This window comes from Haemophilus influenzae (genome assembly GCF_019703545.1).
Lineage (GTDB): Bacteria > Pseudomonadota > Gammaproteobacteria > Enterobacterales > Pasteurellaceae > Haemophilus > Haemophilus influenzae_E.
The window spans coordinates 219112-243385 of the sequence record NZ_AP018771.1 but is presented as its reverse complement, the minus strand read 5'-3'; the positions used below and the strand labels follow the sequence as shown (position 1 = coordinate 243385).

Below are 24274 nucleotides of genomic sequence, written 5' to 3'. Positions count from 1 at the left end.
TGATTGAAAAATTAGGTTTTTATTTTGGAATTCCACGCAATAATCCTACAGGCTCAAAAGGTTCTATAGAAGTTGGCGCGGGCATTTCGCTGAATAATAAAATAAATGGCTTGGGCGGGATTACTTTTTCATTTCGCCATAAGTTGCCCATTCCGACTAATTGAATATCTTCGGGTAAATTACGAAGACCTGCTTGTAAAACTGCAATCGTATTTTGGCGAGGATGGCCTATTGCAATGGCGGAGCCGTGTTTTCTAGCATAGTGAATTGCTGCTTTAAATTGACGTTGAACGTCTGCGAATTCGTTACTATCATCTAAAAATATATGGCGATCTAATGAACGCACGCCTTGTTCTTTTGCTATTTTCCCAGCTACAGATTTTCCTATTGTTCGACTATCTAAAAAGAATAAATGTTTTTCTTGAAGTGCGGTCATTAAATAAGTCATTAATTGGGGATCGGCTGTAGCTGCACTGCCCATGTGATTATTCATGCCAATTGCATAATTCACGATATTTTTGGCTGTATTTACCCGATCATTTACTTGTGTTGCAGACATTCCTAAATGCAGCCCACCGTCTTCTATTTTCACTGCACTTACTGGTTGCATCGGCATATGGATTAAAATATCTCTACCTTGAGATTTTGCTTCTTGATTACGTGCTCGAGCATAGGGCGCAGCAGGAATAATTGCTACGGAAATTTCACGTGGCATCGCAAAAATTGCCGCATCTTCTTTGAGATGATAGCCTACATCATCAATAACAATAGCAAGTTTACTTTGAGCAAAAGAAAAAGAGGCATAAAGTGCGGTAGAAAAAACAATGAAATTTTTTACCGCACTTTTTATCAAAATATTCATCAACGAACCCACCCTGCAGGATTTACTGGCGTTCCTTTACGGCTAATACCAAAATAAAGCGCAGAACGTGATATTTCCCCTGTATTTCCTACTTGAGCAATAACCTGCCCTGCTGAAACAAGCTGACCAACTTTCACTGATACAGCTTGATTGAAGCCATATAAACTTAAATCAGTTTCGCCGTGTTTAACAATAACCATATAACCATAACCATTTAAATATCCCGCTAAAATGACGCGTCCAGCAGCAATTGCTTTAACAGGCGTGCCTGCTGATGCGCCAATTACCATACCTTTCCAACGTACTTCGCCTGCTTGGATAGAACCAAAAGTATGCAAAATTGAACCAGAAACTGGTAAGGAATATTGTTTTTTTGCTGCCCCTAAACCGCTTGTACTATTAAGTAATTGGCGTTCTTGCACAGTTGGTTGATAAGGTTTTGATGTTCGTTTTTCTTCAGCTTTTTGGCGTTGAGCAAGTGCCTCTCTTTCACGTTTTTCTTGTTCGCGGGCTGCTTGTTCAGCTCGTTGAATTTCTTGACGAAGTGCTTGTTCGTTTGCTTTTAGTGCATTCAATTTATCTTGATCTAGGGCTAAATTTTTATTGAGTTCATTCAGTGTAGATTGATGCTCTTGCTGTGCTTTTTGCAATGCTTGTTGTTGTTTTTTTTGTGTGGAAAGTTGATTTCGGTGATTCTTTTGTTGAGAGAGAACCGCCTTTTTTTGTACTGCAATTTGTGCTTGCGTTGCTTTTAAATTATTAATCATTTCAATCCGAACTTGATTTAAATGCTGATAATAAACTTTCATTCGCTCTGCTTTTGTCGGATCTTGGGCAAACATTCGTTCAATCAGCGATGGATTAATGCCTGAACGATAAATTATATCTATTTGTTTGGCTAATCGTGCTTTTTGCTCACGTTCCTGTTTTTCTAATTGTTTGAGCTGCTTATCTGCATTGGCAATTTGCTTACGAATTTCCTTTAAACTTATTTCGGTTTCAAGCAGTTCACTCGCAACACTGTTAATTTTACTCTCGTGTTTTTTTAAATTTGCTTGTAACTTAGTTTGCTCACGTTTTTGCTTCTCTATTTTAGATTCTTGTTGTTTAATTTGTTTTTGAATTTGATTGAGATCGGAAGATTGGCTGACAGGCGAAAATATTAATAAACCGCAGCTTAAAAGTGCGGTTAATAATAATGATGTTTTTTGATTAACGCCAAAACGCAACATAATTCATCCTAAATTCGTAAAACTCGCAAATCTTATCATATTTGTTAAAAGGCGAAAAAGTTTGATGGTTATTTTTTGCTAAAGATCAGGAAATCATCCCTTTTAACTTTTAAAGCTAAGGATTTTTTGCTATAAAATGTGCGTTCTTTTTATTTGAAAAAATTAGGAGATTCTTATGGAATTAGTATTTATCCGTCACGGTTTTAGTGAATGGAATGCGAAAAACTTATTCACAGGCTGGCGTGATGTGAATTTAACTGAACGTGGTGTGGAAGAAGCAAAAGCTGCGGGTAAAAAACTGTTAGACAAAGGTTATGAATTTGATATCGCATTTACCTCTGTTTTAACTCGAGCAATCAAAACTTGTAACATCGTGTTAGAAGAATCCCATCAATTATGGATTCCACAAGTAAAAAACTGGCGTTTAAATGAACGTCATTATGGTGCTTTACAAGGTTTAGATAAAAAAGCGACTGCGGAGCAATACGGTGACGAACAAGTTCATATTTGGCGTCGTTCTTACGACATTTCTCCACCAGATTTAGATCCACAAGATCCAAATTCTGCACACAATGACCGTCGCTACGCAAATATTCCATCTGATGTTGTGCCAAACGCAGAAAATTTAAAATTAACATTAGAACGTGCATTACCATTCTGGGAAGATCAAATTGCACCAGCAATGCTTTCTGGCAAACGTGTTTTAGTGGTTGCTCACGGAAATTCACTTCGTGCGTTGGCAAAACATATTATCGGTATTTCTGATGCTGAAATTATGGATTTTGAAATTCCAACAGGCCAGCCTTTAGTTTTAAAACTTGATGATAAATTAAATTACGTAGAACATTACTATCTTTAATTAAGTTCAACGTATTGTTGTTCTAACTGTATAAAACAAAACCCCGCAAATTAGCGGGGTTTTTAAGCAAGTCCAAATTATTTTGTGCTTGGAATTTTGAAACGGCTGTTGAAACGCTCGACACGACCACCAGTATCAACAACACGTTGTTTACCAGTGTAGAATGGGTGGCAGTTACCACACACATCAAGATTGATGTCTTTGCCTAAAGTTGAACGTGTTTTGATCACATTACCGCAAGAACAAGTCGCAGTAATTTCTTTATATTCTGGATGAATACCTTGTTTCATAGAAAAACCTCAAAATGAAGCCACGCCGCTATAGGAACTTTCTCCCCACACCGCGTGAGTGAATAATACGCCATAATTGGCACCAAATAGGTTGCGAATTATACTGAAAAAATGCAGATAAACAAGCTCTATTTTCGTGTAAAATCATCAGCATTTTTAACCGCACTTTTCTTTTTATGTTAGCAAAATCTTCCATCAATGCGCCATTTGCCAAATCTGTTTTAGCTTGGTACGACAAGTTTGGACGCAAGCATTTGCCTTGGCAGCAAAATAAAACGCTTTATGGTGTATGGCTTTCTGAAGTGATGTTGCAACAAACGCAAGTTGCGACGGTAATTCCTTATTTTGAGCGGTTTATCAAAACATTTCCAAATATCACCGCACTTGCCAATGCTTCACAAGATGAAGTGTTACATTTATGGACAGGCTTGGGCTATTATGCACGAGCGCGTAATTTACATAAAGCCGCTCAAAAAGTACGGGATGAATTTAATGGAAATTTCCCAACAAATTTTGAGCAAGTTTGGGCGTTATCTGGAGTGGGACGTTCAACTGCTGGTGCCATTTTATCTTCTGTTTTAAATCAGCCTTATCCAATTTTAGATGGTAATGTTAAACGTGTGTTGGCGCGTTATTTTGCTATTGAGGGATGGAGTGGCGAGAAAAAAGTAGAAAATCGCTTGTGGACATTAACGGAGCAAGTTACACCTACGACGCGTGTGGCAGATTTTAACCAAGCAATGATGGACATTGGTGCAATGGTTTGCACGCGAACTAAGCCCAAATGCGATCTTTGTCCGTTAAATATAGATTGTTTGGCTTATAAAAATACAAACTGGGAAAAATTTCCAGCTAAAAAACCTAAAAAAGCGATGCCAGAAAAAACTACCTATTTTTTAATTTTGTCGAAAAATGGCAAAGTATGTTTGGAACAGCGAGAAAACTCAGGATTATGGGGCGGATTATTTTGTTTTCCACAATTTGAAGATAAATCCTCGTTGCTTCATTTTTTAGCCCAAGAAAAAGTCACGCATTATCAAGAATGGCCGAGTTTTCGACATACATTCAGCCATTTTCATTTAGATATTCATCCAATTTATGCTGAAATGGAGAGTACTTTATGCGTAGAGCAGGCTAATTTAGACTGGCGAAAAGTGATGGAAAGCACAAAAGAATACCAATCAAACCTATCAAGTGCGGTCAAATATTGGTATGATCCACAAAATCCTGAACCGATCGGGCTGGCTCAGCCTGTGAAAAATCTTTTAATACAATTTGTAAGGAATCATTATGGCAAGAACAGTATTTTGTGAATATCTCAAAAAAGAAGCGGAAGGCTTAGATTTTCAACTTTATCCAGGAGAGTTGGGGAAGCGTATTTTTGATTCAGTAAGTAAACAGGCTTGGGGCGAATGGATTAAGAAACAAACGATGCTTGTGAATGAAAAAAAACTTAATATGATGAATGCAGAGCACCGTAAATTATTAGAACAAGAAATGGTTAATTTTTTGTTTGAAGGTAAAGATGTTCATATTGAAGGTTATGTTCCACCATCAAATTAGTTATCTATCCTACAATGAAAAAATATTTATTATTGGCATTATTGCCTTTTTTGTATGCTTGTAGTAATTCATCGAATCAAGGTATTAACTATGATGAAGCCTTTGCTAAAGACACGCAAGGGTTAGATATTCTCACAGGGCAGTTCTCGCATAATATTGACCGAATTTGGGGCGTCAATGAATTGTTAGTGGCAAGCCGTAAAGATTATGTGAAATATACAGATTCTTTTTATACGCGTAGCCATGTGAGTTTTGATGAAGGTAATATCGTTATTGAAACCCAGCAAGATTTAAATCGATTACATAATGCTATTGTTCATACCTTGTTAATGGGAGCGGATGCAAAAGGTATTGATTTATTTGCATCTGGTGATGTGCCGATTAGCTCTCGTCCATTTCTTTTGGGGCAGGTTGTAGATCATCAAGGGCAACAAATTGCTAATCAAGTTATCGCAAGTAATTTCGCCACTTATTTGATTCAAAATAAATTGCAAACACGTCGGTTACAGAATGGGCATACCGTGCAATTTGTTTCTGTTCCTATGATTGCAAACCACGTAGAGGTGCGTGCACGAAAATATTTACCATTAATTCGTAAAGCTGCACAACGTTATGGCATTGATGAAAGTTTGATTTTGGGCATTATGCAAACAGAATCAAGTTTTAACCCATATGCGATTAGCTACGCAAATGCTATTGGATTAATGCAAGTCGTGCCTCATACAGCAGGTCGAGATGTATTTGCAATGAAAGGCAAAGGTGGACAGCCATCAACGCGTTATTTATATGATCCTGCGAATAATATTGATGCTGGCGTATCTTATTTGTGGATTTTACAAAATCAATATTTAGATGGAATTACGAATCCAACCTCAAAACGTTTTGCCATGATTTCTGCATATAATAGTGGTGCAGGCGCAGTGTTACGTGTTTTTGATAATGATAAGGATACGGCGATTTACAAAATCAATCAAATGTATCCAGAACAAGTTTATCGCATTCTAACGACAGTTCACCCATCATCACAAGCACGCAATTATTTGTTGAAAGTTGATAAGGCACAGAAAAAATTCCGTGTTAGACGATAATTGAATTTTTTCAGATAATCAAAAATGCTCGCTGGCTAACACCATTGAGCATTTTTTATTAAAAAAGTGCGGCAAATTTTAAAATAGTTTTTTATTATTTCGTTGTTTTAATAAACATATTGATGATTAACTATTCAAATGAAATGTTTTTTCCATTTTTTTTGAATTTAGTTATTGACCGAAAACCGAAAAAATAGTTTAATACGCCCCGTTGTCAGGCAGTAGCCAATAATGATAACGCCTCGATAGCTCAGTCGGTAGAGCAGGGGATTGAAAATCCCCGTGTCGGTGGTTCGATTCCGCCTCGAGGCACCATTTCCTCCTTAGTTCAGTCGGTAGAACGGTGGACTGTTAATCCATATGTCGCAGGTTCGAGTCCCGCAGGAGGAGCCAAATTTAGAAAGGCCGCTAAAGAGATTTAGCGGCTTTTTGCTTTCTTATATATAAAATATATAATCTTCTCTAGTCTTGTAACTATAACTAGGCATCAAAATTCAAAATGGCGTATCAATGAGCGAGAGCCTTCTTATTTTTGATGTTAGCAAGCGACCTAAGTCGCTTGCGTTTAACTTAAAGAAGAAAAATGAATCGGCTTTTATTTTGGAATAGATTTATTTTTCACGATCGTCGATGGTTTGTAGCAAATAATTTCCCTCTGCATCAGCAAGACTGCGGAAACCTACATTCGTGATTTTGTAGGGATACTTTGTTCGATAAGTAAAGTTTTCGTGATGATGTCCGTGGAATACTAGCTTAACCCCCATCTTCATTGCCAAATCATTAATTACTTGGAAACCCATCGGATGTGGTTTAGGGGCTTCGTGACAAATCAACACATCTGCTTGTTGGTTTTCTAAGATTTCAATATCTGATGGAAAAATTGACGTGCGATGACGCAAAGGCACACCGCCTCGCCAAATCTTCTCCTGTGGGCTATATTGGCAATAATGAATAGGATCAAAAAACATGGGGCGATTTGGTGGCATCCAAATTTGCCCGCGGAATACACCGCCTAATCCCGCAATGCGAGTTCCTTGAATATCAACTACGCGATTGTGTAAATTGCGTGATTGCCACTTAGAACCCCAAATTGCATTAAAAGCACTAATGGTTTTGCTATCATGATTTCCATGAATAAACCAAATATCACAATGTTGCGCAAGTTTATCCAACTCATCTGCTGTCGTGAGCTGTAAATCGCCTAAAATTATCAGTGCGACATTTTCCTGTTCTTTTATAAAAGGGTAAATGTGATCATAGCTTCCGTGCGGATCACCAGCAAATAAAATCATTGAGATGTCCCTTTTATAGGAAAGGTTGTGTTTTGTAATTCACTGATTTCCTCTTCATTTAACACTTTCTCAATGACTGCTTTAACTTGGTTATAGCGATCAAGATAACTTGGTGATTCAATCTCTATATAAGGAACTTTATATTTATCTAACAGTTTTTTGAGTAGTTGTTGAAATTGTTGGCGTTGTTTTTGTGAGCCTAAGCTGCGCAAGCCATCATCCACCCATTCAGTATTGTTTTTAAGTAAAATAGTGACATCGAAGGGATATTCTTTAATCATTGAGTCTAAAAAAGGATGGGCTTTTCCTTCATATTGAATGCAGAATGCTTGCGTGGTAATGAAATCTGTATCAATAAATGCAATTTTATGAGAATGGCGCACGGCATAATCAATGTATCGTTGATGACCAAGCGCCATTTGCGGATAGTCAGAATATTGCATCGCTTGCTCGTCGCCACCGAGCTTTTCAAATACAAATTCACGCCCGTATTCCCACGCAGAAGTGGTATTAAATACGGCGGCTAACTTATTAACTAGCACGCTTTTACCACTGCTTTCTCCCCCTAAAATCGCCACCGTTTTGGCAAAGAAAGGACGAGCTTCTTTCGGAATAAATTTCCAATATTGGAATGGTGTGGTGCGAATTTTTGTGGCGGACACATTAAAGAAAGTGCGGTCAGGATCGACTAACGAAACTTCTAAACCTAAGTATTTCTCGTAAGGCGCTTTATCTTGAGGTTCGCTACTAAATACGATTGAAGGTTCAAAATGTTTTTCATGAAATAGGGTTTTAACTGCTTCACTCCAAGATTGCCAGCCGTTTGGATAACTTGGAATACCGTCTTCAATCAAATGATGAATAAAAATCTGATTTTTTTGATATTTGAAAATTTGCTGCATCCAACGCAAACGATCTTGCACGGTTGGCATACGTTTCATTTTACTATCGTAAAACAATTTCAAATCGCGCTCCGTATCACTACACACGATAACGTGTAGTTCATCGACTTTACTGAACGCTTCATAAATCATATTTATATGACCTGTGTGTACAGGATAAAATTTCCCGAAAATGACACCGACTTTTTTTTCTTTTGCTTTTGACATAATCCGCTCTTGATAGCGTAAGAATTGAGTGTGTTTATTGTAGGATAAATGAAAATATTTTTCACGTTCTGATTTAGTGCCTAGGTATTTTGCGTTATACTTAGCGCGCATTCTCAGGGCAGGGCGAAATTCCCTACCGGTGGTAAAGCCCACGAGCGTTTAAAAGTGCGGTCAATTTTTGGCAAATTTTTTTTGCTAAATTGTCCTGAACTTCACTTTTAAAGTCAGCAGATTTGGTGAAATTCCAAAGCCGACAGTAAAGTCTGGATGAAAGAGAATAAAACGAATTGGGTTCCCAAATCGTTCATTTTATTTGCATTTCTCAGCCCTGATTCTGGTATTTAATTGAAATCTCAAATTAGGAAATTACTATGAATCAGTCAATTTTATCTCCATTCGGCAATACCGCTGAAGAACGCGTACTTAACGCAATTAATGCCTTCAAAAAGGGAAATGGCGTATTAGTTTTAGATGATGAAGATCGTGAAAATGAAGGCGATTTAATTTTCCCAGCAGAAACAATCACGCCAGAACAAATGGCAAAATTAATTCGTTATGGCAGTGGCATTGTTTGTTTATGTATTACCGATGAACGTTGCCAACAACTCGATTTACCGCCAATGGTAGAACACAATAATAGCGTAAACAAAACGGCTTTCACTGTAACGATCGAAGCCGCGAAAGGTGTTTCTACAGGCGTATCTGCCGCAGACCGAGTAACTACTATTCAAACGGCGATTGCTGATAATGCACTTCCAACAGATTTGCATCGTCCTGGTCATATATTTCCACTTCGTGCAGCAAATGGTGGCGTACTTACTCGCCGTGGACATACTGAAGCGTCCGTTGATTTAGCGCGTTTAGCAGGATTTAAAGAAGCAGGTGTGATTTGTGAAATCACGAATGATGACGGCACAATGGCTCGCACCCCCGATATTGTAGAATTTGCAAAGAAATTTGGTTATTCTGTGCTAACCATTGAAGATTTAGTTGAATATCGTTTAGCACATAATATTTAAAACGAAGAAGTGCGGTGAAAATTTCTATGATTTTTTTACCGCACTTTTTATATTATACTGTTCCAACTTTTTATTTATTTGGGTTACTTATTATGCATAATGCAGCTCAGCACAATTATGTTATCAGTTTAACTACTGAACAAAAACGCCGAAAACACATTACCGAAGAATTCGGTAAGCAGAATATTCCTTTCGAATTTTTTGATGCTATTACGCCCGATATTATTGAAGAAACCGCTAAAAAATTTAATATAACCTTTGATCGTTCATCAAAAGCAACTTTGTGTGATGCTGAGATAGCCTGTGCATTAAGCCATATCGTTTTATGGAATTTCGTTTTAGAAAATAATTTAGATTATATTAATATTTTTGAAGACGATATTTATTTGGGAGAAAATGCAAAAGAATTATTGAATATTGATTATATACCTGAAGATACTGATATATTGAAGTTAGAAGCTCATGGAAAAATAATTTATGGAAAGCGTGAGCAAATAAAATGTAATAGAAATATTTCCCGATTGAAATTCAAGCATACTGGAATGGCTGGCTATTCAATCACAGCTAAGGGTGCTAGATATTTATTGAATAACATAAGAAATAAACAACTTTATCTTGCTATTGACACTCTAATTTTTGATGAATTATTAAGCCAAAAAGATTATAAAGTTATGCAACTTTCCCCTGCAATATGCACTCAAAGTTTTATTCTGCATGATAAAAATTATTTTGAGAGTAGTTTGCATAATGGCAGAGAAAAAGTACATAAAAACCAAATTCCAGCTAAACCTTTAGATAAAATAAAAAATGAACTAATTAGAATAAAAAGACGGATATTCGGAAAACAAGTTCCATTTAAATAACAAAAGTGCGGTTAAAAATCTTATTAAATTTTAACCGCACTTTTTTGTTTATTTTACTTCTGGTAAATTTACCGCACCTTTATAGCCTAATTGTCGCCACGCTTCATAAACCGTTACTGCAACCGAATTAGACAAGTTCATACTGCGGCTATTGGCTGTCATTGGAATGCGGATTTTTTGTTCCAGCGGCATTTCATTTAAAATTGACATCGGAATGCCACGAGTTTCTGGGCCAAACATTAAATAATCCCCAAGTTCAAATTTTACTTGGCTATGTGCTGGACTGCCTTTTGTTGTGAGTGCCAAGAGACGTTGGGGTTTTTCGCTTTCTAAAAAGGCTGCAAAAGTCTTGTGGCGTTTGATTTCCGCAAATTCGTGATAATCCAAACCTGAGCGGCGTAAGCGTTTATCATCCCAAGTGAAACCTAGGGGTTCAATTAAGTGCAAGCGAAATCCTGTATTGGCACAAAGGCGGATAATGTTACCGGTATTTTGTGGGATTTCTGGTTCATATAAAACAATATCTAACATAATTTTCTCTCTAATTCTGATATAAACGATATCTTACCATTCCTGTGGTTTTTTCTTTCAATAACGTCCAGTTTTCTGGTGTGATGAGTGGTTTATCTTTCTCTGTTTCTACGTAAATTAACGCATTGGGTTTTAGCCAATTATTTTCACAAAGCAAGTTAATTGCTTGTTCTGCCAAATTAAAATGAAAAGGTGGATCCAAAAACACTATGTCAAAGTGCGGTTGATTTTGTGGCTGTTTTAGAAAATCCAAACTATTTTGATTAATCACTTCAGCCTGTTCTGATGAGCATTTGAGCGTTTGTAAATTCTTTTTTAATTGATTGGCGACGGTTTTATCTAGTTCTAAAAAAGTCACCTTTTTCGCTTGGCGAGAAAGAGCTTCAAAACCTAACGAACCACTCCCTGCAAAGCCATCTAAACATTCAGATTGGTGGATATAAGGCATTAACCAATTAAAAAGCGTTTCTTTCACTCTATCGCCAGTTGGGCGTAAGCCTTCAGAATTTAATACTGGAAGTTTTCGACCTCGCCATAGCCCAGCAATAATGCGAACCTCGCCCTTTGCATTTGGCGTTTGTATTTTTTTCATAAAGATCCGATTTTTATTGAAAATTGTGCTTAGTTTAGACGATTTTTTGCTAGAATAAACGACATTTTTATCGAATTACAGTTAAGAGAGCATTTTATGGCTGAAGAAAATAAAAAAGGCGGATTTTGGGCATCGTTATTTGGGCGTAATAAAAAGCAAGATGAACCTAAAATTGAGCCGAAAATTGAAGAAGAAAAGATTAAAGATGTCGAGCCGTCTATTGAAAAATTTGAAGCTAATGATTTAGTCGAAGAAGAAAAAATACAGGAAATTTCAACCGCACTTGAGCCAGTCGAAGAAATCATCGAAGCGAAAAATTTAGAAGATGATCTTCAGCCCGTTGTTGAAATTGAAACTCGCGAAAAACCAAGTGAAGGGGGCTTTTTTAGTCGTTTAGTTAAGGGGTTACTGAAAACTAAACAAAATATTGGCGCCGGTTTTCGTAGCTTTTTCTTAGGAAAGAAAATTGATGATGAGTTGTTTGAAGAATTAGAAGAACAACTTTTAATTGCGGATATTGGCGTGCCGACAACAAGTAAAATCATCAAAAATTTGACTGAACATGCAAGTCGTAAAGAATTACAAGATGCCGAGCTTTTATATCAACAATTAAAAGTAGAAATGGCGGATATTCTTGAGCCAGTAGCACAGCCGTTAAAGATTGATAGCACGAAAAAACCTTATGTGATTTTAATGGTGGGCGTAAATGGCGTGGGTAAAACAACGACAATTGGTAAGCTCGCACGTAAATTTCAGGCTGAAGGAAAATCAGTGATGCTTGCTGCGGGCGATACTTTCCGTGCAGCGGCCGTTGAGCAGCTTCAAGTTTGGGGAGAACGCAATCATATTCCAGTTGTTGCCCAAAGCACGGGTTCTGATTCTGCGTCTGTGATTTTTGATGCGATGCAATCAGCGGCTGCACGCAATATTGATATTCTTATTGCGGATACGGCGGGTCGTTTACAAAATAAAAATAACTTAATGGACGAACTGAAAAAAATTGTTCGTGTTATGAAAAAATATGATGAAACTGCACCACATGAAATTATGCTTACGCTGGATGCTGGCACGGGACAAAATGCTATTAGCCAAGCGAAGTTATTTAATGAGGCAGTGGGTTTAACAGGGATCTCTCTAACTAAATTAGATGGCACGGCAAAAGGTGGCGTGATTTTTGCCATAGCCGATCAGTTTAAGTTGCCTATTCGCTATATCGGTGTAGGCGAGAAAATTGAAGATTTACGTGAGTTTAATGCGAAAGAATTTATTGAGGCATTATTCGTTCATGAAGAAGAATAAAAAGAATAAGGAAGAATTGTGATTAAGTTCTCAAATGTTTCTAAAGCCTATCATGGTGCAACGCAGCCCGCCTTACAAGGCTTGAATTTTCATCTTCCAGTGGGAAGTATGACTTACTTAGTTGGGCATTCAGGCGCAGGGAAAAGTACATTACTCAAGCTTATTATGGGAATGGAAAAAGCCAACGCAGGTCAAATTTGGTTTAACGGACATGATATTACTCGCTTGTCAAAATATGAAATTCCATTTCTGCGTCGCCAAATTGGTATGGTTCATCAAGATTATCGTTTATTAACAGATCGTACTGTAGTGGAAAATGTGGCATTGCCGTTGATTATTGCAGGTATGCATCCAAAAGATGCGAATACTCGAGCAATGGCATCTTTAGATCGTGTAGGATTGCGTAATAAAGCCCACTATTTACCACCGCAAATTTCTGGCGGAGAACAGCAACGCATTGATATTGCGCGTGCGATTGTGCATAAACCTCAACTCTTATTGGCAGATGAACCAACGGGTAATTTAGACGATGAACTTTCCGTAGGGATTTTTAATTTGTTTGAAGAATTTAATCGTCTAGGAATGACTGTGTTAATTGCTACTCACGACATTAATTTAATTCAACAAAAACCAAAACCTTGTCTTGTGCTTGAACAAGGTTATTTACGTTATTAAGGAATAATCATGAGCCGATCAACGGATGCATCTGTTTTTGTTCAAACAGCCTATACTTTGCGTGCAGTATGGGCGGATTTATGGCAACGTAAATTTGGCACGCTGCTCACGATTTTAGTGATTGCCGTTTCGCTTACGATCCCGACTGTGAGCTATTTAATGTGGAAAAATTTGCATTTAGCCACCACTCAATTTTATCCTGAAAGTGAATTGACTATTTATCTTCATAAAAATTTAAGTGAGGAAAACGCGAATTTAGTGGTAGAAAAAATCCGTCAGCAAAAAGGCGTGGAATCGCTGAATTATGTTTCTCGTCAAGAAAGTTTAAAGGAATTTAAAAGCTGGTCTGGCTTTGGCGAAGAATTAGAAATTTTAGATGATAATCCATTGCCTGCGGTCGTTATTGTAAAACCGACGAGCGAATTTAATGTTTCAGAAAAACGTGACGAATTACGTACCAATTTAAATAAAATTAAAGGCGTGCAAGAAGTTCGCTTAGATAACGATTGGATGGAAAAATTAACCGCACTTTCATGGTTGATTGCCCATGTGGCAATTTTCTGCACTGTATTAATGACGATAGCGGTATTTTTAGTTATTGGTAACAGTATTCGCTCTGATGTGTATAGTAGCCGATCAAGTATTGATGTGATGAAATTGCTTGGTGCAACAGATCAATTTATCCTTCGTCCTTATCTTTATACAGGGATGATTTATGCCCTGTTAGGCGGATTAGTTGCAGCAATTTTTAGTAGTTTTATTATCAGCTATTTTACTTCTGCAGTGAAATACGTAACGGATATTTTTGCCGTCCAATTCAGTTTGAATGGATTAGGCGTTGGCGAATTTATATTCTTGTTAGTGAGCTGTTTAATTATGGGATATGTTGGGGCGTGGATTTCCGCAAAAAGACACATTTCCTTGATTGATAACCGAGTTTAGGTGTTGATTGAAAAGTGCGGTTGTTTCCCATTGTGTTTTGATTTTGAAACAATGTGGAAAACAACCGCATTTTTGTATTAATGGGACAGCATTTTTTTCCATTCTATCAAGGTCTTTTCAAAGGAATCCGATGAAAACAAAGCACTACCCGATACAACCCAATCGATCTCATATTTTTTCAAATGTGAAGCCAATTCAAATGTCATTGAGCCATCAATAGAGATGAGTTTTTCCTGCCCTGAATCATGAAGTTGGTTAAGTAATTGGATTAATCGTTCGGTTATTTGATCAAGATTAGCTTTTTCCCCTGTTCTTGGATCCAATGTTAAGATTTGGATTAAATCAATATCCGGTAAATAGGGATAAAGTAATTCTAAAGGTGTATTAGGACAAATAGCCAAGCCACATAATATCGTTTTTTGCGTTTTTAACCATTGTAATGTGTTGTCCAGATCAACGGTATTTTCAACTTGTAGGGTCATAATATCTGCACCGGCGGCGACACATTTTTTAGCAACGTTAAATTGATCTTTTACCATTAAATGCACATCTTTTATAAATGTGTTAGGAAACTGCTGTATCGCCATACTTCCCACAGTGAAAAAAGGGGAAAATTGCCCGTCAGCAATATCAAAATGCAGGAGGTGGAGTTGGCTTTGGCTTAATACGTTGAGTGTTTTTGAAAATTTAAGCCAATCGGACGCCAATATTCCTACACTGATTGGCTGTGATTTTAACGCTGAAATCAACCGCACTTTTTCTGCGTTCATGCTTCAATTTCCTCAGGAAAAACCCATTCAAAGATTTTTTTGCTTCGATGTGTCGTCATTAAGGGCTCTAGTTCTTTCACACAACGTTGGTAATGTTCCGTTTTTCTGTGTTCTGCCAATGCTTGTTCATTTTCATAAACTTCATAAGCATAGAAGCGGGTTCGAATTTCTGGGTCACGTAAGACATCAAAGCGTAAGTTACCTGTTTCTTGGCGTGTTCCGAGATGGTTGCGTTCAAATACATCAAGAAATTCTTGTTCTTTACCTTCTTTTATATTAATTTCAACGAGCATAGCAAACATAATTTCTCCTTAGTTTCAGTGGAATAACATTCCTCCGTTGTAGCAAGGGAGGAATGTTGAGTGATTAACAGTGATGGTTTTTTTCGTGTAGATATAATTGGTATGCCTGTTCAGCATTTTCGCCACCATGAACAATCGCATTAACGGCTTTTAACATCGCGATTGGTGCATCTGATTGGAAAATATTGCGTCCCATATCTACACCGGCTGCGCCTTGATCAATCGCTTTATAGCACATGTCTAAGGCTTCATTTTCTGGGAGTTTTTTGCCACCGGCAATCACAATTGGCACCGGACAACCAGCGGTAACACGCTCAAACCCTTTATCAACATAGTAAGTTTTAATAATATGCGCGCCCATTTCTGCTGCGATACGGGTTGCGAGTGAGAAATAACGTTGATCACGCGCCATATCTTTACCTACACCGGTTACTGCCATAATAGGCATTCCGTAGCGGGTGCCTTGATCCACCAACTGAATAATGTTTTTAATAGATTGGTGTTCATATTGAGAGCCAATATAAACTTGTGCAGCCATAGCGGAAACGTTTAATCTAAGCGCATCTTCAACGGATACGGCAACGGCCTCATTGGAGAGTTCCGTTAAAATTGAATTTGCACCGGAAGCCCGCAACGCAACAGGTTTACGAATACTAGGGGACACAACACTGCGTAAAATACCTCGTGTACACATTAATACATCGGTATATTCAAATAAAGGCGCAATGTTTAAATCAATGCGTTCAAGCCCGGTTGTAGGGCCTTGGAAATAGCCATGGTCAAAGGCTAACATAATTGTTTTGCCTGTTTTGGGATTAAAAATATTGGCTAAACGGGATTGCATTCCCCAATCCAGCGCGCCTGAGCCTTTTAAATAAAACGCTTGATGAGTTTGTGGTTTGTCCAAACCAAAATCTTTACCGTCTCGAATATCATCTAAATCTGCCATTGTTATGCTCCTTAATTAGAAATTGTACTGATCAATATTGTCTTTAGTGAAGACAACACGTTGTGGTAATAGCACAATGCCGTTACCTTTTGCTTCGTATTCGTAACCCTGAACTTTGTTTGGTGATACTTCAATTGTGCCAATACCTTCAACTTCTACTTTATCACCGACATTAAGCGGCTTGCCTTTCAGCAAATCATTTGCTACGGCAATGGAAATTCTGCCTTGTTGTACGACATCCCAAAGACCAAACTGTTTAACCGTGCCTCGTTTTACATAAGGCCGCATCACGTTAGGGGTACTAAAACCAACGATAGCAACATGATTTACTTTGAGGTTTTCAGCAGCTTGTGCGGCGGCCGGTAATGCGTTGGCATCCGGTGCAATAATGACATCTAAGTCCGGATAAGCTTTTAAAATACCCTCTGCGGTTTGAAGTGATTTAATCGCATCGTTGTAACCGAATTGAGTGGTGACAATTTCCCATTCCGGATGATTTTTAGCGATTTTTGCTTTCGCTTCTTTTACCCATTGATTTTGATCAGTGACCGTTGGACTGGAATAAAAGAAGGCAACTTTGGCGTTAGGTTTGGTTATTTGGCTTGATGCCATCTCAACAAGCATAGAACCTAATTGTTCCGGTGTTCCTTGGTTAATGTAGTGGCTACGGCATTCCGGTTTAGTGTCTGAATCCCAAGTTAATACTTTTACACCTCGTTTCATCGCTCGTTGTAATGTAGAGCATAAGCCATCAGGTGAAACCGCCGAAACTACAATGGCTTTATAGCCTTGATTGACGAAGTTATTAATTAATTGTACTTGATTGGAAACACTCGGTTCCGTAGGACCGTCATAGGTAACATCCACCCCAAGGGTTTTTCCCATTTCAGTTGCACCTTGCCCACCGCTAGTGAAGAAGCCGACGCCGACTAATTTGGGGATAAAGGCGATGTGATCTGCTGCTTGTGCGGCAGTCGTCACAGATAAACCGAGCAATATGGAAAGTGCGGTCATTTTTATACGAGTTTTCATAACAAGTTCTCCTCTTAAGGTTGAGTGTTTAACGACTAATCTACGACTACTTGATGTTTGGCTTTTCGGCGTATCCATTGCATCATTGCATCGTAGTGCAAGCTAACGGATTTGCCGATTAATACGATAATCAGTAAGGCACCAGATAAGGCGCTTGAAATCTCATTTGGAATACCGATCATTTGTAAACCTTGTTGTAAATAACCAATTAATAGGGCAGCGATAGCGGTACCGATAATTGAGCCTGAGCCACCATAAATATTGGCGCCACCCAATACAACGGCGGTCAGCACTGGCATTAATAATGAGCTGCCTAAATCTGAACGGGCGGAACCAAAATAGGACACTAATAGCACTGCGACAAAAGCGGCAACAAGTCCGATAAATGCGTAAATGAGAAAAAGTGTTTTTTGAATCGGAACAGCACTGTAACGAGAAGTTCGTTCACTCTGACCAATTAGAAAAATGCTTCTTCCAATTTTGGTTTTGTGCATAAGTAGCCAGAAAATAAACGTCATTAATATGAAGTAAAGAATAGGAGTGGGAATTCCTATTAAGGTTTGATTGGCAAATTCTAACAGTGATTCAGGGAATCCACCGATACCTTCATAACCGGTTGCTCCGGCGAAACCGGATAGGAGCAATGCACCACCGCCAAAAAGATACATGGTGCCTAGCGTGATCACCAAGGGATTAACTTTTGTATAAAGAATAAGTCCTGCATTAATGAACCCACACAGTAGTCCCACAACAAAGGTTGCAGGGATAGCAAGGCTAAGCGGAATATCCAATTTAAATAACACGCCTAATGTTATGGCGCATAAGCCAACCGTTGAACCGAAAGAAATGTCCATTCCCCCACTGATAATAATCATTGTTAACGGAAGTGCCAGCATACCAATATAGATGAAATCACTTGTACTATATAAGAGTACGTTGAGATCAAGCATTAGGGGATTGAATAGACCGAATCCAAGAATTTCAAGTATTAATAGTAGTAGCAATGTCAATTCCCAAGCATGTTTTTTTATCGTCAACATCATCTTTCTCCTTTAATGACCGCACTTTGATAAACAAATGGGGCTAGTCGTCTTTTAAAAATCGTGCATAGCGTTGTAATTTGAGATTGTGAGCAATCATGACTCGGATCCGACCGTCAAAGACCAAGACGGCTAAAAGCACGATACCCGCAACGAAGTTATTCCAGTAAGCCGGTACTTTAAGAAGAACCAATATAGAATCAATTTGAATGAGGAAATAGGCACCAAGCACCGCACCGATTAAGTTACCTGCACCACCTAACAAACTAATTCCGCCCAATACGCAAGCGGCTATCGCTTTCATCTCTAGCCCATTTCCGGTTGAGTTTGGCACGAACCCGATTTGAGACGTGAACACAATACCGGCGATGGCAGCCATTAAGCCATTTATCGCAAAGGCAATAATTCTGACCCGATTAATCGGTACACCAAGTTGCATTGCACCTTGTAAATTGTCTCCCACAGCATAAAAATACCGTCCGGTTGAGCATTTTGTTAAGAAATAGTAAGTGGCTAGAATGATGAGAATTAATATCCAGCCAATAACGGAGATATTTAGAAAAATCGGGGCCGCTAAGGTTTTTAGGTCTTGCGGTAAACCTTCAATCCATTTCCCACCTGTGATCAATAACATCATTCCTTTATATAAACCTAATGTTCCCAAGGTTGCTACAATAGCAGGGATTCGTAAGAGCGTAACTAATACGCCATTCAGTAATCCGGCGGTTAAACCGCAAAGTAAAGTGAGGGTAAAGGCACTTGCAAGTCCGAATCCGGCATTGAGCAGACTCCCGACAATAACTGCACTTAATCCCATTGTGGAACCGACTGATACATCAATATTTCGCGTTAAAATGACAAAGGTTGCGCCAATTGCCAGTAAAATCACGATTTGAGCTGAATTAAAAATCATCGTGAGTGTTTGCAAATGAAATCCGGAACCAACAAATCCTAATAGGGTAAACAGTAAACCGATAGCAATTAAAATGGTCAATTCGCGATTATCTTGAATGAGTTTCCACATATTTTTCTCCTTAATGCCCATTGCTACCAAATGCCATTTGCATAATGTTGTTAGTGTTAATTTGTTCTCCGCATAATGATTCGCTGATTTGTCCGTCATGCATAACCAATACGCGATCAGACATTTGTTCTATTTCCTCTAAATCTGAGGAAATAAATAAAACGGCAACATTTTGTTTTGCAATATTTTTGATTAATTGATAAATATCCGCTCTAGCGCTAACATCTACCCCACGTGTCGGTTCATCAACAATCAATAATGAAGGATTCGCCTCTAAACATTTTGCGATAAGTACTTTTTGTTGGTTTCCGCCGGAAAGTGTTTTGACTGCTTGTTGTTCATCGGAAAATTTAATTCCGATTGCGCGATGATAACGTTCTAAGATTGCACTTTCTTTTGAGGTATTTAGCCAAAAACCTGTATCGTTGTAGGTTAGCGCACACACATTCCAGGTGAGTGATGAATCAAGGTATAACCCCGAGGCTTGGCGATCTTCGGGAAGATATACAATCCCTTTATGGAGCCGTTCTTTGATGGAGAGAGGATTGATTTCTTGATTTTCAAACAGAATTTGACCGCACTTTGATTGACGTAAACCATATAAGGTTTCTGCTAATTCTGTTCTTCCTGCACCTACTACACCGGCAAGACCTAGAATTTCACCGGGATAAATATCAAAGGAAATGTTTTTAAACCCTTCTCCGGTCAAATGATGAACTTGTAGAAGTGGGCGATCTGTTGTTTTTACTCGTTGGTGCCCTGGGAGCTCAAGCCATAATTTTTGAGTTTCGCTAAGTGGTGAGTTTTTGGCTTTTGGTGTAATTGCTTTGATAACGTCATCTTTATTGATTTCATCAATTTTTCCATTAAGTGCAATATAGCCGTCACGCATAACACTGATTCTATGCGATATTTGCCAGACTTCCGGTAACTTGTGGGAAATAAAAATGATCCCCACGCCTTTTGTTAGTAAGGAATTAATTTTTTTAAATAAATTATCGGTTTCAATTGGCGTGAGGGACGCGGTTGGCTCATCCAAAATAAGAATAGAGGCATCGCGCATAAGCCCTCGCATAATTTCTACTAATTGTTGATCGGCAACTTCAAGAGAACCTGCCTGCATATCAAGTTTGAGGTGTGAGTTTAGTTCTTGTAAAAGTGCGGTCAGTTTTTCAGTTGTTTTTGTATCCCGGGATAAACCAAATAAAATGTTTTCTTTCACCGTTAAATTAGGAAATAAAAGAGGTTCTTGGGGAACTAAATAAATACCGAGTTGATGCGCTTTATGAGGTGAAAGTCGGTTTTGTTGCGAACCATGAATAATGAGCTCACCGCAGTCCTGTGGGTGAATGCCGGCGATAATTTTCATTAATGTCGATTTTCCTGCGCCATTCCCTCCTAATAACGCATGAACTTCACCTTCAAAAAGGGAAAAATTAATCTCTTTCAAGACTTCAACACCGGAAAATGATTTGCCAATGTTATGGGCTGAAAGAAGACATTTTTGAGTTTTATCACACATAATCTCACCATGCTGAATTAACAAATGTAATTTAAATTAATCATTTGTTTATAACTCTATCTGAAAAGATGAGAAAAAACAGTGATCAATCTCACATAATTGAATATTTTTTGATCTTTTATGGTTTTTATTCAAGAAATGTGAGCTTGTTCACGTTTTTATAAAAATTAAGAAAAGAACAATTGATAAAATTTTTAAACAAATGAATAATGTCAGATAAAGAAGGAATGAAATATGAATGAACGAATAGACGATAACGGTGAATTTTCCCAAAACATGACGGAAGAAGAGCTGCTTGCCAGAATGGCGTGGTTTTATTATCACGATAATTTAACGCAGAGTGAGATTGGGGAAAAATTAAAGCTACCTCGCTTAAAAGTTTCCCGATTATTAGAAAAAGCCCGGCAATTAGGAATCATTAAGGTACAGATTAACTCTCGTTTTACCGGTTGTTTTGAGCTAGAAGAAGCCTTACAACAACATTTTCAATTAAAGTATATTCGTATTTTACCGGCATTAGAACAGCATGAAATTAATGAGCGTTTAGGTGTTGGAGCCGCTCAGATGTTGATGTCATTAATGAAACCAAATCAAGTTTTAGCAATTGGTTTCGGCGATACGATTATGAAGACATTAAAGTATGCAAGTGAGTTTATTACCCACAATAACATTAAATTGATCACCTTATCAGGTGGGGTGGGGCCTTATATGAAAGGGATCGGGCAATTGGATGGTTCCTGCTCTGTAAGCATTATTCCTGCACCTTTACGTGCATCTTCCATTGAGGCGGCAAGGTTATTTAAACGTGAAGCCTGTGTTCGTGACATGATGCTTGCCGCGTGCAGTGCCAATACGGCAATTGTTGGTATAGGAGCAACGCGCCAAAAGGGGCAAGCGACATTGCTCCGTTCGGGTTATATCACGGAGGAAAAACAGCAAATTATTCGTAACCAGGGCGCAGTAGGGGATATTTTGGGCTATTTTATGCGTAGAGACGGAAGTTTGCAGCCTGATATGCCATTACATGAAGAACTGATTAGTGTACCGCTTGAAAATTTAAAGAAAATTTCTAATGTCGTTGGTGTTGCGGGCGGAGAAGATAAGGTGGAGGCGATTTTAAGCGCATTGCAGGGAAATTATATTAATTCATTAGTCACAGAAGAAAACACGGCTCGAATGATGTTAGCGCAGTTGGTTTAGCGATAAAGGGCTTATTTTCTTCTTAATTGAAAGGAGAAAATGATGAATACACAGCAAGCAATTTATTTAATGGCATTAGATGCCGGAACGGGGAGTGTAAGAGCGGTTATTTTTGATATAGAAGGTAATCAGATTGCCGCCGCTCAACGAGAATGGACGCATTTGTCGGATCCTAATATTCCTGGCTCTATGGAATTTGATTTAAAAAATAACTGGCAATTAACTTGTGAATGTATTCGTCAGGCTTTGCAACAATCGCAAATTCAAGCTGGACAGATTACGGCGATTTCTACTTGTTCAATGCGTGAAGGTATCGTGCTTTATGATGAACAAAAACAACCAATTTGGGCATGTGGCAATGTAGATGCGCGTGCGGTAGAAGAAGTCAAAGAGTTAAAGACGCTTTATAACAATACATTTGAATCATATTTATATTCTATTTCTGGTCAAACTTTGGCATTAAGTGCTGTGCCTCGTTTATTATGGCTCGCTCACCATCGACCTGATATTTATCGTAAAACGAAAGCGATTTCAATGATTAGTGATTGGTTGGCATTTATGCTGAGTGGGGAGTTGGCAGTTGAACCTTCCAATGCTGGTACGACAGGGATGTTGGATTTAAAAACTCGTCAGTGGTCGGCAGAGTTACTGGATATGGCAGGACTTGTATCAGATATATTAACACCGGTAAAAGAAACCGGGACATTGCTAGGTAGTGTAACGACAGAAATAGCCCGTAAAACAGGATTAATGCAGGGGACGCCTGTTATTGTCGGTGGAGGGGATGTTCAACTGGGTTGTATCGGTTTAGGTGTGACTGAGCCAGAGCAGGCGGCAGTTATCGGGGGGACGTTTTGGCAACAGGTGGTGAATTTACCACATCCTGTAACGGATCCTGAAATGAATGTTCGTATTAATCCCCATGTTATTTCACCTTTAGTTCAAGCCGAATCAATTAGTTTTTTTACCGGATTAACTATGCGTTGGTTCCGAGATGCTTTTTGCGATGAAGAAAAGCGGCTGGCTGAACGATTGGGGACGGATGCATATGCACTTTTAGAACAAATGGCTGAAAAAGTACCGGTTGGATCTTATGATGTAATTCCTATCTTTTCTGATGCGATGCATTTCAAATCTTGGTATCACGCCGCGCCTTCTTTTATTAATCTTTCTATTGATCCTGATAAATGTAATAAAGCGGTTTTATTCCGTGCATTAGAGGAAAATGCCGCGATAGTGTCTTCATGTAACTTGGAACAAGTGCAAAAATTTTCCGGTGTAAGATTAACCTCTATTGTGTTTGCTGGTGGAGGAGCAAAAGGAAAATTATGGAGCCAAATTTTATCCGATGTAACAGGTTTGACGGTTAATATTCCGGTTGTGAAAGAGGCAACTGCATTAGGTTGTGCAATTGCAGCAGGTGTGGGGGTAGGTATCTATGCTTCCTTATCTGAAGCCAGTAAAAAATTGGTGAAATTTGAACGTCAACATCAACCGAATGCCGACAATCACAGGTTATATCAAACCCATAAATCTCGTTGGCAGGATATCTATAAGAAACAATTGCAATTAGTCGATAACGGATTAACAACGTCATTATGGAAAGCTCCGGGTTTATAAAAATATATGAGAAAATAACCGCACTCTTTGTATATTTTTGAATAAATATCTTGCAATCCGTTTCGGTTTTATGTAGTATTTGCAGGCTTTCGATATGAAAGCCGTTTAATGTAATCATTTATTAAACGAGCATGACGATATGTCACGCTGAACAATGTTTCCGATTTGGAGACTATATAACAGGTAACTTGCACCTCCTTTTCTATTTTGAAGTTAGAATTGTGATTGGTGTTAGTTTTTTTATTAGCTAAATTTTATTGGAGCTCTGGTCTAATGCAGAACCAAAGAATCCGTATCCGCTTAAAAGCTTTCGATCACCGTTTGATCGATCAATCTACTGCGGAGATCGTAGAAACAGCTAAACGTACTGGTGCACAAGTTCGTGGTCCAATTCCTTTACCAACTCGTAAAGAGCGTTTCACCGTGTTGATTTCTCCACACGTAAACAAAGACGCACGTGACCAATACGAAATTCGTACTCACAAACGTTTAGTAGATATCGTAGAGCCAACAGAAAAAACTGTTGATGCATTAATGCGTTTAGATTTGGCTGCCGGCGTGGACGTGCAGATCAGCCTAGGTTAATTAAGAGGTTATTA

General features: G+C 38.4%; 25 protein-coding genes, 2 tRNA genes, 1 pseudogene and 1 riboswitch. Of the genes and pseudogenes, 14 read left to right on the top strand and 14 right to left on the bottom strand.

Annotation, left to right across the window (positions count from 1 at the left end; genetic code table 11):
• Positions 1-19: 19 nt before the first annotated feature.
• Positions 20-862, bottom strand: coding sequence for a divergent polysaccharide deacetylase family protein (locus K6J66_RS01260; protein WP_110442533.1), 843 nt, complete (start codon positions 860-862; stop codon positions 20-22).
• Positions 862-2094: a murein hydrolase activator EnvC gene (gene envC, locus K6J66_RS01255; protein WP_110442534.1), complete on the bottom strand. Its 1233-nt coding sequence runs from the start codon at positions 2092-2094 to the stop codon at positions 862-864. Before envC ends, K6J66_RS01260 begins: the two co-directional genes overlap by 1 nt.
• Before the next feature lie 175 nt (positions 2095-2269).
• On the opposite strand from envC, the gene K6J66_RS01250 reads away from it, so the two are divergent.
• Positions 2270-2953: a 2,3-diphosphoglycerate-dependent phosphoglycerate mutase gene (locus K6J66_RS01250; protein ID WP_005652337.1), complete on the top strand. Its 684-nt coding sequence runs from the start codon at positions 2270-2272 to the stop codon at positions 2951-2953.
• 77 nt (positions 2954-3030) lie between these two features.
• Here K6J66_RS01250 and rpmE read toward each other — a convergent pair whose 3' ends face one another.
• Positions 3031-3243 (bottom strand): 50S ribosomal protein L31, encoded by a 213-nt coding sequence (gene rpmE / locus K6J66_RS01245; protein ID WP_005625828.1) that lies wholly within the window; start codon positions 3241-3243, stop codon positions 3031-3033.
• Between the two features lie 176 nt (positions 3244-3419).
• Here rpmE and mutY point away from each other — a divergent pair, with 176 nt between their 5' ends.
• From mutY to K6J66_RS01220, 5 genes are all read left to right on the top strand, one after another.
• On the top strand, positions 3420-4556 hold the full coding sequence (gene mutY / locus K6J66_RS01240) for an A/G-specific adenine glycosylase (RefSeq protein WP_005655543.1): 1137 nt from the start codon (positions 3420-3422) through the stop codon (positions 4554-4556).
• The gene (locus K6J66_RS01235; RefSeq protein ID WP_005648477.1) at positions 4534-4806 is read left to right on the top strand and encodes an oxidative damage protection protein; all 273 of its coding nucleotides are present in this window, start codon (positions 4534-4536) and stop codon (positions 4804-4806) included. The genes mutY and K6J66_RS01235 overlap by 23 nt, the downstream gene beginning before the upstream one ends.
• Positions 4807-4820: 14 nt before the next feature.
• Entirely contained in the window at positions 4821-5894 is a 1074-nt protein-coding gene (gene mltC, locus K6J66_RS01230) for a membrane-bound lytic murein transglycosylase MltC (protein WP_005648474.1), read from the top strand.
• Positions 5895-6133: 239 nt separating this feature from the next.
• Positions 6134-6209 (top strand) — tRNA-Phe (locus K6J66_RS01225).
• 2 nt (positions 6210-6211) lie between these two features.
• Positions 6212-6287 (top strand) — tRNA-Asn (locus K6J66_RS01220).
• A gap of 218 nt (positions 6288-6505) precedes the next feature.
• Here K6J66_RS01220 and K6J66_RS01215 read toward each other — a convergent pair.
• Together K6J66_RS01215 and nadR are read right to left on the bottom strand one after the other, a co-directional pair.
• Entirely contained in the window at positions 6506-7186 is a 681-nt protein-coding gene (locus K6J66_RS01215) for a metallophosphoesterase family protein (RefSeq protein WP_005655549.1), read from the bottom strand.
• Positions 7183-8424 (bottom strand): annotated as a pseudogene (gene nadR / locus K6J66_RS01210) (multifunctional transcriptional regulator/nicotinamide-nucleotide adenylyltransferase/ribosylnicotinamide kinase NadR); the annotation flags it as partial. The pseudogene nadR and the gene K6J66_RS01215, both read right to left, overlap by 4 nt.
• A riboswitch (FMN riboswitch) is annotated at positions 8401-8578 on the top strand. It overlaps the preceding pseudogene by 24 nt.
• A gap of 88 nt (positions 8579-8666) precedes the next feature.
• Here nadR and ribB point away from each other — a divergent pair.
• A complete protein-coding gene (gene ribB / locus K6J66_RS01205; protein WP_021034691.1) occupies positions 8667-9314 on the top strand; it encodes a 3,4-dihydroxy-2-butanone-4-phosphate synthase in 648 nt (215 codons plus the stop codon).
• Between the two features lie 26 nt (positions 9315-9340).
• A complete protein-coding gene (locus K6J66_RS01200) occupies positions 9341-10177 on the top strand; it encodes a glycosyltransferase family 25 protein (RefSeq protein WP_192876824.1) in 837 nt (278 codons plus the stop codon).
• Between the two features lie 48 nt (positions 10178-10225).
• Here the strand turns inward: K6J66_RS01200 and trmL are convergent, their stop codons facing one another.
• Positions 10226-10708 carry a tRNA (uridine(34)/cytosine(34)/5-carboxymethylaminomethyluridine(34)-2'-O)-methyltransferase TrmL gene (gene trmL / locus K6J66_RS01195; RefSeq protein ID WP_005685948.1) on the bottom strand — a complete coding sequence of 161 codons (483 nt, stop codon included), beginning with the start codon at positions 10706-10708 and terminating at the stop codon, positions 10226-10228.
• Between the two features lie 10 nt (positions 10709-10718).
• On the bottom strand, positions 10719-11300 hold the full coding sequence (gene rsmD, locus K6J66_RS01190) for a 16S rRNA (guanine(966)-N(2))-methyltransferase RsmD (protein WP_110442536.1): 582 nt from the start codon (positions 11298-11300) through the stop codon (positions 10719-10721).
• A 96-nt stretch (positions 11301-11396) separates the two neighbouring features.
• On the opposite strand from rsmD, the gene ftsY reads away from it, so the two are divergent.
• The 3 genes from ftsY to ftsX are packed head-to-tail and all read left to right on the top strand — an operon-like array spanning position 11397 to position 14216.
• Positions 11397-12599 (top strand): signal recognition particle-docking protein FtsY, encoded by a 1203-nt coding sequence (gene ftsY / locus K6J66_RS01185; protein ID WP_192876823.1) that lies wholly within the window; start codon positions 11397-11399, stop codon positions 12597-12599.
• Between the two features lie 18 nt (positions 12600-12617).
• A complete protein-coding gene (gene ftsE, locus K6J66_RS01180; RefSeq protein WP_032824366.1) occupies positions 12618-13274 on the top strand; it encodes a cell division ATP-binding protein FtsE in 657 nt (218 codons plus the stop codon).
• 9 nt (positions 13275-13283) lie between these two features.
• Positions 13284-14216, top strand: coding sequence for a permease-like cell division protein FtsX (gene ftsX / locus K6J66_RS01175; protein WP_038440201.1), 933 nt, complete (start codon positions 13284-13286; stop codon positions 14214-14216).
• Between the two features lie 77 nt (positions 14217-14293).
• Here the strand turns inward: ftsX and K6J66_RS01170 are convergent, their stop codons facing one another.
• The 7 genes from K6J66_RS01170 to lsrA form a co-directional block, all read right to left on the bottom strand.
• A complete protein-coding gene (locus K6J66_RS01170) occupies positions 14294-14986 on the bottom strand; it encodes a beta/alpha barrel domain-containing protein (protein WP_005690365.1) in 693 nt (230 codons plus the stop codon).
• Positions 14983-15288, bottom strand: coding sequence for a (4S)-4-hydroxy-5-phosphonooxypentane-2,3-dione isomerase (lsrG, locus tag K6J66_RS01165; protein WP_005690367.1), 306 nt, complete (start codon positions 15286-15288; stop codon positions 14983-14985). Before lsrG ends, K6J66_RS01170 begins: the two co-directional genes overlap by 4 nt.
• Before the next feature lie 64 nt (positions 15289-15352).
• Complete coding sequence (gene lsrF, locus K6J66_RS01160; RefSeq protein ID WP_038440200.1) at positions 15353-16237, bottom strand: 3-hydroxy-5-phosphonooxypentane-2,4-dione thiolase; 885 nt, start codon at positions 16235-16237, stop codon at positions 15353-15355.
• Positions 16238-16252: 15 nt separating this feature from the next.
• A complete protein-coding gene (gene lsrB / locus K6J66_RS01155; protein ID WP_038440199.1) occupies positions 16253-17269 on the bottom strand; it encodes an autoinducer 2 ABC transporter substrate-binding protein LsrB in 1017 nt (338 codons plus the stop codon).
• Between the two features lie 35 nt (positions 17270-17304).
• Complete coding sequence (gene lsrD, locus K6J66_RS01150; protein ID WP_110442538.1) at positions 17305-18309, bottom strand: autoinducer 2 ABC transporter permease LsrD; 1005 nt, start codon at positions 18307-18309, stop codon at positions 17305-17307.
• Between the two features lie 43 nt (positions 18310-18352).
• Positions 18353-19333 (bottom strand): autoinducer 2 ABC transporter permease LsrC, encoded by a 981-nt coding sequence (lsrC, locus tag K6J66_RS01145; protein WP_038440197.1) that lies wholly within the window; start codon positions 19331-19333, stop codon positions 18353-18355.
• A 10-nt stretch (positions 19334-19343) separates the two neighbouring features.
• Positions 19344-20855, bottom strand: coding sequence for an autoinducer 2 ABC transporter ATP-binding protein LsrA (lsrA, locus tag K6J66_RS01140; RefSeq protein WP_038440196.1), 1512 nt, complete (start codon positions 20853-20855; stop codon positions 19344-19346).
• A gap of 234 nt (positions 20856-21089) precedes the next feature.
• Between lsrA and lsrR the strand changes: the two genes are divergently transcribed.
• From lsrR to rpsJ, 3 genes are all read left to right on the top strand, one after another.
• Entirely contained in the window at positions 21090-22055 is a 966-nt protein-coding gene (gene lsrR / locus K6J66_RS01135) for a transcriptional regulator LsrR (protein ID WP_005690379.1), read from the top strand.
• A 69-nt stretch (positions 22056-22124) separates the two neighbouring features.
• Positions 22125-23675, top strand: coding sequence for an autoinducer-2 kinase (lsrK, locus tag K6J66_RS01130; protein WP_370684007.1), 1551 nt, complete (start codon positions 22125-22127; stop codon positions 23673-23675).
• Positions 23676-23948: 273 nt separating this feature from the next.
• Positions 23949-24260 carry a 30S ribosomal protein S10 gene (rpsJ, locus tag K6J66_RS01125; RefSeq protein WP_001181005.1) on the top strand — a complete coding sequence of 104 codons (312 nt, stop codon included), beginning with the start codon at positions 23949-23951 and terminating at the stop codon, positions 24258-24260.
• The last annotated feature ends 14 nt before the right edge of the window (positions 24261-24274 follow it).